The organism is Candidatus Soleaferrea massiliensis AP7 (genome assembly GCF_000820765.1).
In the GTDB taxonomy this organism is placed as follows: domain Bacteria; phylum Bacillota; class Clostridia; order Oscillospirales; family Ruminococcaceae; genus Soleaferrea; species Soleaferrea massiliensis.
Map to the genome: position 1 here is coordinate 255,525 of NZ_CCYH01000029.1, position 14,858 is coordinate 270,382.

The window sequence follows — 14,858 nt, forward strand, 5'->3', positions numbered from 1 at the left end:
ATCTCACACCTTTTCAAAAGAATGTACAGATATACTATTGGTTGTTTTCCGGTTGATTAATCAGTATGGCAATCGATCGGCTCTGTCTCTGAAGCGTATCTTCCAGATGCCATGGCTGCTGCAATAGAGAAACCGTAACACACATCAGGTCGTCTTGTCCTTCCAAATTCTGCGCGCACAGTCAGGGCACACCCCGGTGATCTCCAGGCTGTGGCCGGTCACGGTGTAGCCGGTCTGTTCCTCCAGCTGGCTGCACAGCTGCTCAATCGGACAGCTGTCAATCCGAACGGATCCGTCACAGACAGAGCATCGCAGCAGATGACAGTGCGGATGATGGTTGAACTGGTAGCAGGCCTTTCCATCGCCGTTTATGGTTTTGATCAGGATGCCCTTCTCGGTCAGCACGCCGAGCGTCCGGTAGATGGTGGACAGATTCACCTTTACATCGGGCGGAGAGGCCTTCAAAATCTCCTCCGCTGTCAGAGGCTTATGCGTAAATTCCAGGACCGACAGAATGAACCGCCGCTGTTTGGTGGCCTTCAGTTCCGCCTGTTCCAAAAGGTCTTCCGACAAATCAATGCACCCCCAATACCTGCAGGATGGTTCCAATCAATACGCCGGCCAGATAGACCGCCGCCATGATGCCAAGGTTTTCTTTTATATTGCGGTTGGTTTTAAAGAGCACGACAAAGCCGACGCCGACGCTGGTGGTAAGTCCGGCAATGATCGCCCCAAAGCTGATGCTGCCGGCCAGATACAGCTCTGTCAGCACCACCGAAGCCGCACAGTTTGGAATCAGTCCGATGATACCGGCTATGGCTGGCTGGAATATGCTATCCGACATCAGAACCATCGACAGCCGCTCTTCTCCAAGCCAGGCCATGACGATGTTCATCAGCAGTGTTACAATCAAAATAAACACAAAGATGTTCACGGTGTGCTGCAGCGCTCCACGGAAAATCCCGCCTTTGTGGCGATGATGCGCACATCCGCAATGGATGTCCTGTGGTTCTGAATGTGCGTGTCCGCCGGTCTGCGTGCCGTCCTCCTGAACTGTATGGCCCGCATCCATGCCATGATCATGCCCGCCGCAGGTGCATGTCCCATGATGGTGATGAGCAGCATGCGTTTCGTCTCCGAGGGCATACTGCTCTTTTTTATGAAGATGTTCATCTTCGGATACAGGATGCCCTTCTTCATGAAAATGTTCTTTTACAGACTGACCGGTGCACGCGTTTCCCTGCGAGTGCGTAGACGCTTTCATACGTACATCCGTACGCTTCTCCCGATCCGCTGCTGCATGTGCCGCTCTGCCGCCGCTGTTTTTTCCTCGGTAACTGCGGGAGAAAAACAGGTTGGCGGCGACGCCGAGCACAACCGCGATCAGCACCTTGGTCAAAATGATTTTCCACATGGACATAAAGCTTCCCGGATTTGCGAGCAGCACCGGGATGGCTTCATCCGATGTGGAAATCAGCACCGCCAAAAACGTACCGATTGGAATCAGACGGTCGGCATACAGATTCGCAGCCATGACCGAAAATCCGCACTGCGGAAAACAGCCCAGCAGCGCGCCGCCGATTGGTCCGGTTTTACCCGACCTGGTCAGAATCCGCGTGATGACGCTGGACGAGCGATGCTCTACATATTCAATGATCAGATACGCCAAAAAAAGGAATGGCAGCATCTTCACAGAATCTATCAACGTTTCCAGAATAATATCCCACATGGTTGTACCTCCTAAATGCAAATGCGAATCATTTGCATTTAATAGTATAACCGTTATCCCACCCTTTGTCAATCTTTTCTTTGAAAAAAGAGGTGCTGCCGGTGAAAAAATTCTTTTTTCAGGCAGAAAACTACATGCATACAGTGTTTCTGTCTCGGACCATCCAATCCAGGGAATCTGACTGGTTTCCAAACAAAATGCCTGCGGTACAGTTTCAGAAGTTATGACAGAAACGGGTGGATTGACATTTCTACACGTTCCTATCAGCATAGAAAAAGGAATTTGTTTGCTTTTGATGGACAAACCCGATCATCTGATGGAAACTGTCAATAAAACGCGCAAAATTGCATCAGAACATTGGTGGTATTTCTCATGTAAAAGCATTATAATGAAAGCAAATCACATGATAGAGGAGAATACAGAATGAGTCTAGGAAATAATTTGTTTCACGCAAGAAAAAACAAGGGATTATCGCAAGAAATGGTCGCTGAAAAATTAGGTGTGAGCAGACAAACCATTTCAAAGTGGGAAACAGATGAAACGTTGCCCGATATCCAGCAGTCAAAAAAGCTTGCGGTTTTGTATGGTTTATCGTTAGATGAACTGATCGAATTTGACATTGATATCAAGGAGATTCAGGAAATCATTGAGAAGACAAACGATGAGGTCACTGAAAAAATAAACTGGACAAAGGCGTGGAGTAAAAAATACCCGATCCTTGCCCAATATCAAAATGAAGTTGAGGTATCCTATTATGCGTCGGAGCTGTGCAGCCTGCTAAGTGATTTTGAAAAAAATATGGATATGATGATTTAAACGCCCTTCTTGTTCTTAAAGACATTCTGGCAGTTGTTTGGAAAAACAAAAAGAAAAAGCAGCGTTAAATTCTCGTTTATTGGACCGATTGAACCGCACCTCATCGGGAGGAAGTGTGGCGGCAGGTGAGACAAGAGTTTTCCAGCCTTTATTTTTGGGCACCCGCCTGACATAATCATGCTGTTACAGGTTATGTAATTTCATTGCAAGATTTGATAAAACGGTTATTTGATACGGTTTTACAGGTCATATACAGAACGATTCTACACCTTACAATCTTTAAAACCGTTATCCATTCTGATGTGCTGATTTTTTGAAATGATAAAGAGTTCGTATCGAAACACATGTCTTTTAAATGTTTTATATCCAGCTTTTATGATTGATCCTGCCGTCATACACAAACATTTTGAAAACCATATATAAAAAGGGAAAAAGCCGTCTTTCAAGGCAGACGGCTTTTTCCCTTTTTCGGAGTTATTTTTTTATGATTTCTTTGGGGCATTTCGGCTGATAAATGATGAATGGCATGCAGGCACTGTTTCCAGATACTTTAGCCATTTTCTCGCCGACAGACTTAACCGCTTTTGCAACTACCTTTTTCATGGTTGACATCTCCTTTGCAATTTTGTTCTATTCTTACTCCGATTCCACATCCGCTTCACCGGAACGATGGCTCCTGTAAAGCTTATATACAATCGGAAGGGTAAGACAACAAGCCACTGTACTGACAATGACCATTACATTGGAAAAATCCTTGTTATGGCTAGATAACAGAAAGGAACATACAAACAGGCAGGTTAAAAATACAATCGACAGAATTTTGCATCGCAATATCAGTCCCCGATTGACGATAGGTCTTTCAATCGTGTCGCCTGGAGCATATTTGAGCAGAATCAGAAGATCCGCTGCAAATAAAACGACATATGCCCAAATTGGAAGCTTAGGTAAAATCATTGCCAAACCAATAGAGGTGTACATAGTGATAACATAACTGAGAATACAGACTACCCGCAACGGAGCATGCGCTCCATTTGCAAACGCTCGGATGACAGTATAAGAAAGAATCGTAACCAACATAACCGGCAGTACTCTCAAGATCCAAGCAGACAGCAGTACAATGCCGAACATCAGTATTTCCTGCAAAATCAACTCGACACCATATGTAACGACTTCCGGGTTTGTTTGGCCGCTTTCGTCTCCCCGAGTCGCATAATTTCCCATTTTCTCGGCCAGCTTATGTATCATGGTTTATCAACCCCTATGCATTTATTATAAGCAACTTTTTGTCGGATTGCAACAACATTCATCTTCTAAAAAACGCAATTTTCGACATCTGAGTGCAAATATTTTACAGCTTGTGTCAGAAATTCTCCATTGGTCATTTTGACACACGATCCGAAAACCTGTTGGTATAACGGTGTATCCTGCGAAACGATGCTGCTGATGGCATGACGGATGCCGCGTTCCACGCTGAGCGAATTGCCTTCATCCAGCAGCTTGGATACAATCGGGTACAGGTTCTTGGTGATCAGGTGCAGCAGCTTTTCATCCTGATAGGCTTCGATCAGTGCCTGTCTCAAATACCGGTAGCTTTTGGTACGGGTAGGTAGCTTCAGTTCGCACAGGAAGCTCTCCACCATCTTTTCGGTGTTGACCGACATGGGCTGCGCGGTATCAAGTCCGGCGTTTTTCGTAAGCAGCACCATATTCAGTTTGTCCAGTATCATTTTGGCGCTGACCGGCTTGATCAGATAATAGTCGATATTCAATTGTGCCAGCGTTTGAATGATGCTGTCTGTTCCGAGTCCTGACACGATAAAAATGACCGGATTGTAATCCGGAATTTTGGTGCGGATATAATCCACGATATAGGTTCCGTCGTAATGCGGCATAATGATATCCAGAATGACGATGTCCGGACGCAGCTCCTGCAGCTTGATCAGAGTATCCCGGCCATCTACCGTTTTCGCCACGATTTTGTAGTTTTCAAACATGATGATCTGCCGTGCGAGCGTCTCCAGCCAGGACGCATTGTCATCCGCCAACAGTATTGTATATTCTTTCATGAAGACCAACCTTTATAATTCTCTTTTTGGTAAATTGTACCTCATCTCATCGCAAATGTCAACGCTTCATGTCAAAAGTTCTCAAATTTTCTGGTTCAGCGCCCAAAAGCGCCTTTCTGCCGCTGTGTACGGCCTGTCCTGGTATGCAACAAGACGGACTGTTTCTGAATATACTGTATCAGGGCGGACTGGGTATTCCCCTTTGCTTCCGCTTTATAACCAACAAACGCAATGGAGGTCTGAAACGTGAAAATATACAAAAATCCAAATTTCTGCTCGTCGGACTGCGGATGCAACCAAAATCCACAGTGTCCGCCGGTGTGCCCACCGTGCCCGCCGCCATATCCGCCGTGTCCGCCGCCCTGTCCGCCGTGTCCTAACCCGGGAACAGGCGCCACCGGACCGACCGGCGCTACTGGGCCAACTGGCGCTACTGGACCGACTGGCGCTACTGGTATGACCGGTGCGACCGGTACGACTGGTGCGACGGGCATAACCGGTGCGACCGGTACGACGGGTGCAACAGGCATAACCGGTGCAACTGGAAATACCGGACCAACCGGTGCGACGGGCACAACCGGCCCTACCGGACCGACCGGCGCTACAGGCCAGGGAATCTCGGTATTGGGAACCTTTGCAACCCTTGCAGAACTGCTGGCTGCACATCCAACAGGAACAGCCGGAGACGCCTACCTCGTTGGCGGAAGTCTCTATGTTTGGAATCCTGCAGTAAACACATGGGGAAATACCGGTGTTGTACAGGGTCCAACTGGAGCCACCGGTGTGACAGGTGCTACTGGTCCGACCGGCGCCGCGGGAGCTACAGGCGTGACCGGAGCCACAGGACCGACCGGAGCCACAGGACCGACCGGAGCCACAGGCCCAACTGGAGCCACAGGTGCTACCGGCACAACACCAGTGGTTGCTGTTGCCGGCACGGTAACGGGGGATCCTGGCAGTCAGGCTGGTGTCAACGAGACATTTACGCCCGACGGAGTTCAGCTTCTCTTTACCATTCCCGCAGGTCCTACCGGACCACAGGGAACAGCCGGTACCACTGGCGCCACTGGCGCTACCGGCGCTACCGGAACTTTTGCCGGAGGAACACTGTTTACCGTAAATGGAACCGCTGGAACGGCAGATTTGGCTTATGGAGATGCTTTTAATTTCCTGTCGACAGACGGCAGTATTGCCGTCAATGTAACGCAGGGATCTGCAAACGTTGATTTGAGCGTTGTCGGCGGTGCTGTGACCGGACCGACTGGTGCTACCGGCGCCACCGGTCCAACTGGACCGACCGGTGCTGATGGCGCCATCGGAGCGGCCGGCGCTACCGGACCAACTGGACCAACTGGTGCTACCGGTCCGACCGGGCCAACTGGCGCTGATGGCACAGCGGGTGTCGCCGGACCAACTGGACCGACCGGTGCTACAGGAGAAACGGGACAGCAGGGAATTCAAGGCATCCAGGGTATTCAGGGTGTCACCGGCGCTACCGGTCCGCAGGGCGTTACGGGACCGCAGGGCGCTGATGGTACCGGTGTCAATATTCTCGGTTCTTATGATACGCTCGGAGATCTGCAGACCGCACATCCGACCGGAACAACCGGCGACGCTTATCTGGTAGGTGATGTATTATATGTGTGGTCTGCAACCGGAAATCAATGGGTTGCAGCCGGAACCATCCGCGGCCCGCAGGGTATTCAGGGTATTCAGGGAATACAAGGCGACCAGGGACCAACCGGAGCTACCGGCCCGCAGGGCATAACCGGTGCTACTGGAGCTGCCGGACCAACAGGTCCAACCGGCGCTGCGGGTGACGTTGGCGCAACTGGTGCCACCGGTCCGACTGGTGCAGACGGCGCTGCGGGTGCTGCGGGCGCCACTGGTCCAACTGGTGCGACAGGCGCAACCGGTGCTACCGGTGCAACGGGTGCAACTGGTACAACCGCAACTGTAAACAGCATGAGCGCGCTGAACACTTCCGGCTCTACAATCGCCGTCATTCTCGCCGGCACCTCTGTTCCGCTTCCAAACCAGCAAAACCTGGACAGTTTTACAGTCAATGCTGCGAATACCACCTTTACCGTACCTGTGACCGGAACCTACCTTGTTTCCTATTCCATCAGCCTGACGGCGGCACTTCTGCTCTCTTCGCGCGTTCTTCTGAACGGTGCGGCCCTGCCAGGAACCACCGTCTCACCGGTCGCATCGGTCAGCTCTCTCTCGGCAACCCGTATTGTCAATCTCAATGCGGGAGACACACTGCAGCTGCAGCTGTTCGGACTTCTTGGCGCCGCTGTTCTGCAGGGCGGAACCGGAGCCAGCTTAAATGTAATTCGTCTTGCATAGCCGAATTCTCTATTTGCTTGCATGCTCAACCGCCTGCAGATGCATCTGTCGGTTTTGATTCTTCATCACCGTACAGCGAGCCCACACAGAAAAGCGGCAAGTGGATGCATGAATCTTCTATACCTCAACAGCATTTGTGCGGCGCTGAAAAAAAACTGCCTGTCCGCTTCCACATGTGTACGCATAACGGGATCCGGATTTCTACGGGTAAAACATGCGCATCCATGCTTTGCCCATATATCGCACAGTATTGGTATAGAACATCTTTCATTTCATCCCAGCAAGGTTTGCCATCCTCAAAGTAAGGAGCGGCTTCCATAAATGGAAGCCGCTCCTGTTCGTTATATCCGTTTTTCTTCATGACAGAATGCCAATCATCTGGAAAGCTTGTCAATTACACGGATGAGTTCTTCTACTTTTGCTGTGGCGGCATCCTCATCCCCGCTTTGCATTGCATCGGAGACACAGCCGAGCATATGCGCACGGATAACCTCCTTGTTTGCCCGGTTGAGGATCGCTTCGGCGGCCATGATCTGATTGGAGATATCAATGCAGTACTGGTCCTCCTCCATCATGCGCAGGATGCCGTCAATCTGGCCGCGTGCCGTCTTCAGCAGACGTCCGATCTGTGCTTTATCCGCTCTCATATGCATCGTTCTCCTTTACTGAATGGATACCACTTCATAGCCCGCATCGGTGACCGCTTTGCTGAGCATCTCATCGGAAACCGGGCCGCTCAGGACCGCCACCGCACACTTTTCTTCCAAATTGACCACGGCTTTTACGCCTTCCAGTTCATTGAGCGCCTTTTCAACCCTTCCGCTGCAGTGCGCGCACATCATACCTTCAATCATAATCTTCTTTTCCACGGATGTTTCCTCCTTGTATTCTTCATTTGACTCGGGACCGCCTGCTGCAGCTTTGCCGGATACCGCCCGGTATTTCGGCCGGAACCATTTCAGCCGCAGCGCATTGGACACCACGCAGACTGAGCTCAAGCTCATGGCGGCGGCGGCAAACATCGGATTCAGCTTCCAGCCGAGCAGACCGTACAGCACGCCGGCGGCCAGCGGGATACCGATCGCATTGTAGAAAAACGCCCAGAACAGGTTCTGCTTGATGTTCCGGATGACGGCGCGGCTGAGCTGTACGGCGTTCACCGCATCCATCAGGTCGCTTTTCATCAGCACGATGTCGGCCGATTCGACCGCGATATCGGTTCCCGCGCCGATCGCGATGCCGACATCGGCCCTGGTCAGCGCCGGCGCGTCGTTGATGCCGTCCCCGATCATGGCGACACAGCGGCCCTGTTGCTGCAGTTCCCGAACCTTCTGCTCCTTATCCTGTGGCAGAACCTCCGCGACCACCTCGTCGATGCCGAGCTGCGAGGCGATGGCCCGCGCCGTGCGGCGGTTGTCCCCGGTTAGCATGACAGCCCGGATGCCCATGGTTTTCAGGTGCGCCACCGCTTCGCGGCTGGTCGGCTTGATCACATCGGCCAGCGCAATCATGCCCAGAAGCTCCCCATTCTCACTGATGAAGAGCGGCGTTTTTCCCGCGTCGGCCAGCTGTGCCCCCAGCTGTTCAAATTCGCCCAGCCTGACGCGCGCATGCTTCATCATGCGCAGGTTGCCGGCCAGCACCTGTCTGCCATCCACGCTGCCCGCAACGCCTTCGCCCGCCCTCGACACAAAGCCGTCCGCCGAACCCGGTTCAATGCCGCGTTCGGTACAGTACCGCACGACCGCTTCGGCCAGCGGATGCTCGGACATCCTCTCCAGCGACATCGCCGCGCGCAGCAGCCGCGCTTCCTCTATGCCTGAAACCGGCGTAAGGTCGGTCACGCTGGGCCTGCCTTCCGTGACGGTGCCGGTTTTGTCCAACACAACCGCATCGATCTTATGCGCTGTCTCAAGGCTCTCCGCCGATTTGATCAGGATGCCGTTCTGCGCGCCCTTGCCGGTTCCGACCATGATGGCCGTTGGGGTCGCAAGCCCCAGCGCGCAGGGGCAGGAGATCACCAGCACGGAGATTGCGATGTTCAGCGCAAAGTAGAAGTCATAGCCGAGCAGAAGCCACACGATCATGGCAACCACGGCTATGGAAATCACCACTGGAACAAAGACCGCACTGACCTTGTCGGCCAGCTTTGCAATCGGCGCTTTGGAGCTTGCCGCCTCTTCGACCAGCTTGACGATCTTCGAAAGGGTGGTGTTCTCGCCGACCTGTGTCGCCTTCATCTGGAAATAGCCGGCCTTGTTGATCGTCCCGCCGATGAGCGGATCGCCAAAATCCTTTTCGACCGGGATGCTTTCACCGGTCAGCGCCGATTCGTCCACCGTGCCGGTTCCCTTGAGAACGATGCCGTCTACAGGGATATTCTGCCCCGCCTTGATGAGCAGGATGTCGTCCACCACAACCGATTCGACCGGGACCACCTGTTCGGCGCCGTCGCGCAGCACGGTGGCCTCCTTCGGCGTCAGATCCAGCAGCTTGGCAATGGCCTCAGAGGTCTTTCCCTTCGAGCGGGCCTCCAGATATTTGCCCAGCGTGATCAAGGTCAGGATCATCGCCGCCGATTCGAAGTAGAGGTCCATCAGGTAGTGGCTGACCAGCTGTGGCTGCCCGTGTCCCAGCCCATATCCGATGCTGTAGATGGCGAAGATGCCATAGGCAACCGACGCCGCGGAACCGATTGCAATCAGGGAATCCATATTTGGCGCGCCCTTCGCCAGCGACCGGAACCCGTTGATGTAGTACTTCCGGTTGATGAACATGATCGGCAGCACCAGTAAAAACTGTGTGAACGCATAGGCCACCGCGTTTTCCTCGCCGTGCAGAAAGCCCGGTATCGGGAATCCGAGCATATGCCCCATAGATATGTAGAACAGCGGAATCAGAAACACGAAGGAGACAATCAGCCGGATTTTCATGCTGCGCTGTTCCTGCCGCACCGGGTCACCTTTCTGCGCGTCCCGGCTCTTCTTCCCGGCCTTCCCCTGTTCGCTTGCGCCGTAGCCGCAGTTCTGAACCGCCGCGATGACGCCGTCGCTGTCAAGCTGAGATTCGTCATAGTCCACCATCATGCGGTTTCCGAGCAGGCTCACCTGAACCTGCTGGACTCCCGGCACCTTCCCGACACTCTTTTCAATATGCGCGCTGCAGGCACTGCAGGTCATGCCCGTGACGTCAAAGGTCTGTTTCATTGCACCATCTCCCATACCCCGTAAGGGTGTCTTTGCCTGTATTATACCAGATGCTTCCTGTCATGTCAACCACAATTTTGACTAATATAGTATGTTTTATAATCTGCATAAGCAACAGCACTGGTCATCTTGTTTATTTATAGAAAACCGCCTGATTCCAATGCTCCATCAAGGCAGCATCCTGTTTGTTTTATTGGTTCTACGGAAATCTGTCAGAGCCGGGATGCTGAAATGGGGACTGCACCGCATATGCGGTGCAGTCCCCATTGTTGCAATAATTTTATGATGGAGTTGATCTAATCGTCATTCAGGATCATGAATTTCACAGTCACGAGGTCAAAGATGTTGATCATGCCGTCTTCATGGACATCGGCCGCATACTGCTGCGCCTTTGTGAACGACATTCGTCCCAGAATGCAGGATTTCATCGAAAGAAGGTCGGTCACGCCGAGCCTTCCGTCTCCATCCACGTCGCCCAAAACCGCGATCTCCGCTTCTTTCAGAAGCTGGTTTTCATAATAGAGCTGCACGCTGCATCCAGTCGAGACAAGCGCGTCATCTGCAAGAAGAGCGCCCGAAGCGTCGGCAATCCGCAGGTCGGACGGATCGTTCAGGAACTTCGTCCTAAGCTCACCGGCCGTCTGTCCTGCCGCGACGCCGGTTAGGATGCCATCCTTAATGATGCCTTCGGTCGGTTCGATTTCAGCGCCGTACGGGTCCGCATAGGACAGCTCGTTGAAATCATACCACAGCTGTACATGCTCGTCGTCCGCTTTGATGCTCTGCGCCTGGAATTCATCCTGCGTGAGTGCCTTATCGTAGAGACGGAAGTTGTAGAACAGATGATCGTTGCGGTGGTCGTCCACCTCCGCATTGTCGAATTCGCCGAGTCCAACTGAAAAGTCATGCGGCGTCTCATCAATTTCACTGACACCGGCAGTCGTCCAGACCTGATTCTTGAGATACAGGCGCAGCTCGTCCCTGTCGGCATCGAAGACCGCCGCCACACGCAGCCACTCATGGCTTTCCTCGCCCATGATGGTGTAGCTTGTGACGCCCTTCCATCCGTTGTGATGCACATAGAAATTCAGCCTGTAACCGCCGCCTGCCGGTTCATACCGGAAGCCGAGCGACTTGTCGCCATTGCCCGCAATGTAGCTGAAGCCGCTGCCGTTGCCGGGCCGGAAGGTGGCTTCGATCGTGAAGCTGTTGTCCGAACCGGTCAGGATGCCGTTGATCTTTTCCTTTGCGCCGCCGACATCCACCGGGAACCAGCCTTTCAGGGCAAGACCCTTGTCATCGTCTTTGATCATCCTAATATCCTTTTTATCCGTCAGCTCGGTGATGTCGATATCGTACCGGTTCCGGCTCTTATCCTGAATGGATACCTGCGCCTTTTCGTCCTGGATGCGCTGTGCAAGCGCAGTCATACCGGACAGCTTTTGCACCAGCTCGGGCGCAACGTACTGCTTGGCGTCTTTGGACAGGCTATCGTACCGCGCCTGCAGGTCCGCAAGGCTGCCGGCCTGGTCAGGCCGGGTCACAACGGTATCTTCGATTTCCCGGGAAATCCGCTGTGCGGCCGCCTTTGCAAGCTGCGCTTCGATGTCCCCGGTGTTTTCCGGGATGGACAAAATCGTCTGTGACGTCGATCTGTCCGCGCCGGACAATGTATTGACAAACAGGTTGTAGAACGCGGCGGAGGACCAGCCAAAGTTGCTTGCGTTCAGCCTTCCGCCGGTCTCCGGGTTGTAGTTTTCATTGATCGGCTCGTCGCCCAGCAGCCCCTTCGCATTGTCGAACAGACGGTATGCCGCCTGCTGAGCCTGCTCATCCAGGCCGTAGTTGTGCAGCGCCTCGACGGCGAACATTGCCTGATCCATCCAGACCGGGCCGCGCCAGTACCCGGTCGGGCTGTATTTCGGATTGTCCCGCGACGCGGTCGGGAACGGCATCGGCGTATAAAATTTGTTTTCGTCCAGCATGTTGCCGACGACGGCCTGCGCCTGCGCGGGCATTGCCATGCGCGCCCACAGCGGGATCCATCCTTCGGTTCCCTTTCCGCGGTTGGTCAGCAGCTTTTTAACCGAACCGTCCTCGTTGGTCTGCAGGTCATAATAGTAGCCGGTATCCAGGTCAAACATCTTCGAATTGACATAATCACGCACATACCGCGCTTCATCTTCGTATCTTTCCGCATCCTTGGTCTTGTCAAGCATCTCCGCCATCGACTTCAGATAGCACTTCTCAGCGTACAGGTAGGCGTTCAAATCCACCGACTCCTGGTTCAGGCTGTAGCCGACGGTGTTTCCATCGTCGTCCTTCACACGGTAGACCTCGATGCCGGTATCGTCCGGGCCGTAGCCTTCGCGGTCGAAACGGGTGGCGTTGTCCATACCGCTTTCCCACGCCGCCGCCTGCAGAATCATACCGGTGTTGAAGAGCGCTTCCCCGTTCTCATCGTACTGGATGTTGCCTTGGCTGTCGTACTGGTAATGATCGTGATGCACCATGGCGCCGTATTCCGCGATGCCGTTGTGGTCGATGTCGCGGTTGTTGTACCACCACTGATGATAGGCCACAAGCTTCGGATACATCTCGGCGATGAAATCCCTGTCCCCAGTCTGCTCATAGTAGTTGTATACCGCCCACGCGGCGAGCGGGGGCTTCGAATCGCGGTCGTTTCCAATGCCGTAATATCCGACCAGATCGCAGATTGTACCGGCATCGTACGGATATTTCGGATCGTCCGGCTGAATCTGGAAGACAAACTGTGTGCGAAGCTCCTCCTTGGCCAGTTCCGGGTTGAAACGGGACGTTGCAACCGCGTGCTTCCAGGAATCCCATGCCCAGAACGACGTCGTTCCGTCTCCAAACGGCTGAATACCGCCCGATGGCAGCTGACCGGCGCCGCTCCGCCAGTTGTTCATCAGCGTGATAACTGACTTGACCGCCGCGTTTTTATACGCCTGGCCGACATCCGCATCCTTGATTTGAGAGAGGTACCCCTCCCAGCGCGCAAGGTTCTGTGCAAAATACGGCTCGCAGTCGGTGAGCATCTCATCCGTCCTCAGCTTTTCTGCGTCCGACTCCGCGTTGGTGAAGGTGTAGCTCTGGGTCTGGCAGATGGTCTCGGTAGTATCCGCGCCGACTGTCAGGTCGAACGCCGCTTCATAGGAAGCGCCGCTGACCGATGCAGACACCGCACGGTCGAACCGAATGGCATACCGCGTCTGATCCCACAACGTGTATGAAACGCCGTTTTCGGCCGCTTCGGCATTTCCTCTATAGGAACTGCCAACCTGCTTGAGCTTCAGCGAAAGCGGGCTGGCCGTCTTGTTCTCGATTTCTGTCCGGATCAGCGCTGTGCGGTCGCTTGCATAGATCAACGTCATATGCAGCGCAAAGTCATCCAGCTCGTAGGACTGCTCCAGCCGGCCCGGATAGGACTTCGCCGTCAGCACGCTTTTTGCAAGGTCGTATGTCTGTCCATTCTGATCGGCGATTACCCACCTGCCGATGCTGCCGGCCAACTGGGTGAAGCTGGTATATCCGCCGTCGAGGATGGCAAACGGGCCGGCGAAGCCGCCGAATTTGCCTGTATCGTCGCCGGAATGCAGCTTGAAGCCAAACCAGACGCCGTTGTCAGAAAATTTATTGTCCACTGTATTGAGGATATTGGCATAGTCTGCCGCCGCCGTCTTTCCAGTCGGCGTTCCCCAGACGCGGAACTCCCGGATCGAGCTTCCGGAGCTTGCCTTTCCCTCTTCAAGCGACTGCATGCGGATATAGCGTCCCTGTCCGCTGACGCGCAGGGATTCCGGATCCCGTTTTCCGTTGTCGGGAATCGGGTCGTAGCGTCCGTTGTTGTTGCGGCAGACGGTGCGGAAGGTCTTGTTGTCATCCGATACCTGGATTTCATATTTTTTAGCCCATGCGCCGGTGGAACTGAACTGCGACTCGCCTTCCCACAGGATTTCGATTTTGCTCAAATCGTAGACGGCGCCGAGGTCGACCGTCAGCCAGGCATGGTTCATCTGTTCTGAAGTCATCCCCCGCCATTCATTGGCCCAGCGGGTTTCCTCATTGCCGTCGATCGCAAGGCCGGCGGTGCGGTGTGTGCCATCGTTTTCCACCTGTTCGCTGTTCGCCCACGCGGCGATCGGCTGAATCTGTTCTGTTTCCTTTTTTTCGTCAGCGCTGACAATCGGGATACTGGACAGCAATATGCCTGCCGTCAGAAGCATTGCCAATACCTTTTTCCCTTTTGCTTTTTTTCCTCTCACTCTGTAGAATACCTCCTCTACGGTTCCGGGGGCTTACGCCCGTTTCTTCTTCGATCAATCATCATTCAAACCGGGACGCGTGCTGCATTTTGAACGCAGCAGGAACCATTTCCGTGTTTTCATTTCATGAACATGCTTTGCGTTCATCGCACATCCGTCTTGATGCTGACATCAGGGGTAGCGCGCGTTTTTAAGCCTTGCAAGGGACCTTTTCCGACGCTCTGTAAACGCTGAGCCTTGTCAAGGGACGGATACATTCTCACATCGTTATGAACACATTTTCCGCCCTTCCGATGGATTTTTTCATCCGGCGCAGCAGATGATGTTTTTTCTGGTCAGGACATTTCTCCCGCTTTCCTATAACGCCCTTCAGATTGGATACACCGCCTTTCTCGACCAAGTT

10 protein-coding genes are annotated in these 14,858 nt (G+C 53.4%); 2 read left to right on the top strand and 8 right to left on the bottom strand.

Annotation, left to right across the window (positions count from 1 at the left end; translation table 11 throughout):
• Positions 1-144: 144 nt before the first annotated feature.
• Positions 145-573 carry a Fur family transcriptional regulator gene (locus BN348_RS07680; protein WP_052446804.1) on the bottom strand — a complete coding sequence of 143 codons (429 nt, stop codon included), beginning with the start codon at positions 571-573 and terminating at the stop codon, positions 145-147.
• A 1-nt stretch (position 574) separates the two neighbouring features.
• Positions 575-2,032, bottom strand: a complete 1,458-nt coding sequence (locus BN348_RS13180; protein WP_082020856.1) for a putative manganese transporter — start codon at positions 2,030-2,032, stop codon at positions 575-577.
• 120 nt (positions 2,033-2,152) lie between these two features.
• Between BN348_RS13180 and BN348_RS07695 the strand changes: the two genes are divergently transcribed.
• Entirely contained in the window at positions 2,153-2,545 is a 393-nt protein-coding gene (locus BN348_RS07695) for a helix-turn-helix transcriptional regulator (protein WP_320408670.1), read from the top strand.
• 474 nt (positions 2,546-3,019) lie between these two features.
• On the opposite strand, the gene BN348_RS13595 is transcribed toward BN348_RS07695, so the two are convergent.
• The 3 genes from BN348_RS13595 to BN348_RS07705 form a co-directional block, all read right to left on the bottom strand.
• Complete coding sequence (locus BN348_RS13595) at positions 3,020-3,148, bottom strand: cyclic lactone autoinducer peptide (protein ID WP_156136455.1); 129 nt, start codon at positions 3,146-3,148, stop codon at positions 3,020-3,022.
• Between the two features lie 33 nt (positions 3,149-3,181).
• Positions 3,182-3,790, bottom strand: a complete 609-nt coding sequence (locus BN348_RS07700; protein ID WP_040197250.1) for an accessory gene regulator ArgB-like protein — start codon at positions 3,788-3,790, stop codon at positions 3,182-3,184.
• Between the two features lie 65 nt (positions 3,791-3,855).
• The gene (locus tag BN348_RS07705) at positions 3,856-4,611 is read right to left on the bottom strand and encodes a response regulator (RefSeq protein WP_040197251.1); all 756 of its coding nucleotides are present in this window, start codon (positions 4,609-4,611) and stop codon (positions 3,856-3,858) included.
• Between the two features lie 1,143 nt (positions 4,612-5,754).
• On the opposite strand from BN348_RS07705, the gene BN348_RS14315 reads away from it, so the two are divergent.
• The gene (locus BN348_RS14315; protein WP_278247746.1) at positions 5,755-6,963 is read left to right on the top strand and encodes a BclA C-terminal domain-containing protein; all 1,209 of its coding nucleotides are present in this window, start codon (positions 5,755-5,757) and stop codon (positions 6,961-6,963) included.
• A gap of 374 nt (positions 6,964-7,337) precedes the next feature.
• Here the strand turns inward: BN348_RS14315 and BN348_RS07715 are convergent, their stop codons facing one another.
• The 3 genes from BN348_RS07715 to BN348_RS13190 form a co-directional block, all read right to left on the bottom strand.
• Positions 7,338-7,610, bottom strand: coding sequence for a metal-sensing transcriptional repressor (locus tag BN348_RS07715; protein ID WP_040197252.1), 273 nt, complete (start codon positions 7,608-7,610; stop codon positions 7,338-7,340).
• Positions 7,611-7,625: 15 nt separating this feature from the next.
• The gene (locus tag BN348_RS07720; RefSeq protein ID WP_040197253.1) at positions 7,626-10,169 is read right to left on the bottom strand and encodes a heavy metal translocating P-type ATPase; all 2,544 of its coding nucleotides are present in this window, start codon (positions 10,167-10,169) and stop codon (positions 7,626-7,628) included.
• A 296-nt stretch (positions 10,170-10,465) separates the two neighbouring features.
• Entirely contained in the window at positions 10,466-14,455 is a 3,990-nt protein-coding gene (locus tag BN348_RS13190; RefSeq protein WP_156136456.1) for an MGH1-like glycoside hydrolase domain-containing protein, read from the bottom strand.
• Positions 14,456-14,858: the final 403 nt, after the last annotated feature.

Coding starts and splice junctions, on each gene's coding strand:
- BN348_RS07715 (WP_040197252.1), bottom strand. CDS start 7,610: ATGAGAGCGGATAAAGCACAGATCGGACGTCTGCTGAAGACGGCACGC.
- BN348_RS07720 (WP_040197253.1), bottom strand. CDS start 10,169: ATGAAACAGACCTTTGACGTCACGGGCATGACCTGCAGTGCCTGCAGC.
- BN348_RS13595 (WP_156136455.1), bottom strand. CDS start 3,148: ATGAAAAAGGTAGTTGCAAAAGCGGTTAAGTCTGTCGGCGAGAAAATG.
- BN348_RS07700 (WP_040197250.1), bottom strand. CDS start 3,790: ATGATACATAAGCTGGCCGAGAAAATGGGAAATTATGCGACTCGGGGA.
- BN348_RS07695 (WP_320408670.1), top strand. CDS start 2,153: ATGAGTCTAGGAAATAATTTGTTTCACGCAAGAAAAAACAAGGGATTA.
- BN348_RS07705 (WP_040197251.1), bottom strand. CDS start 4,611: ATGAAAGAATATACAATACTGTTGGCGGATGACAATGCGTCCTGGCTG.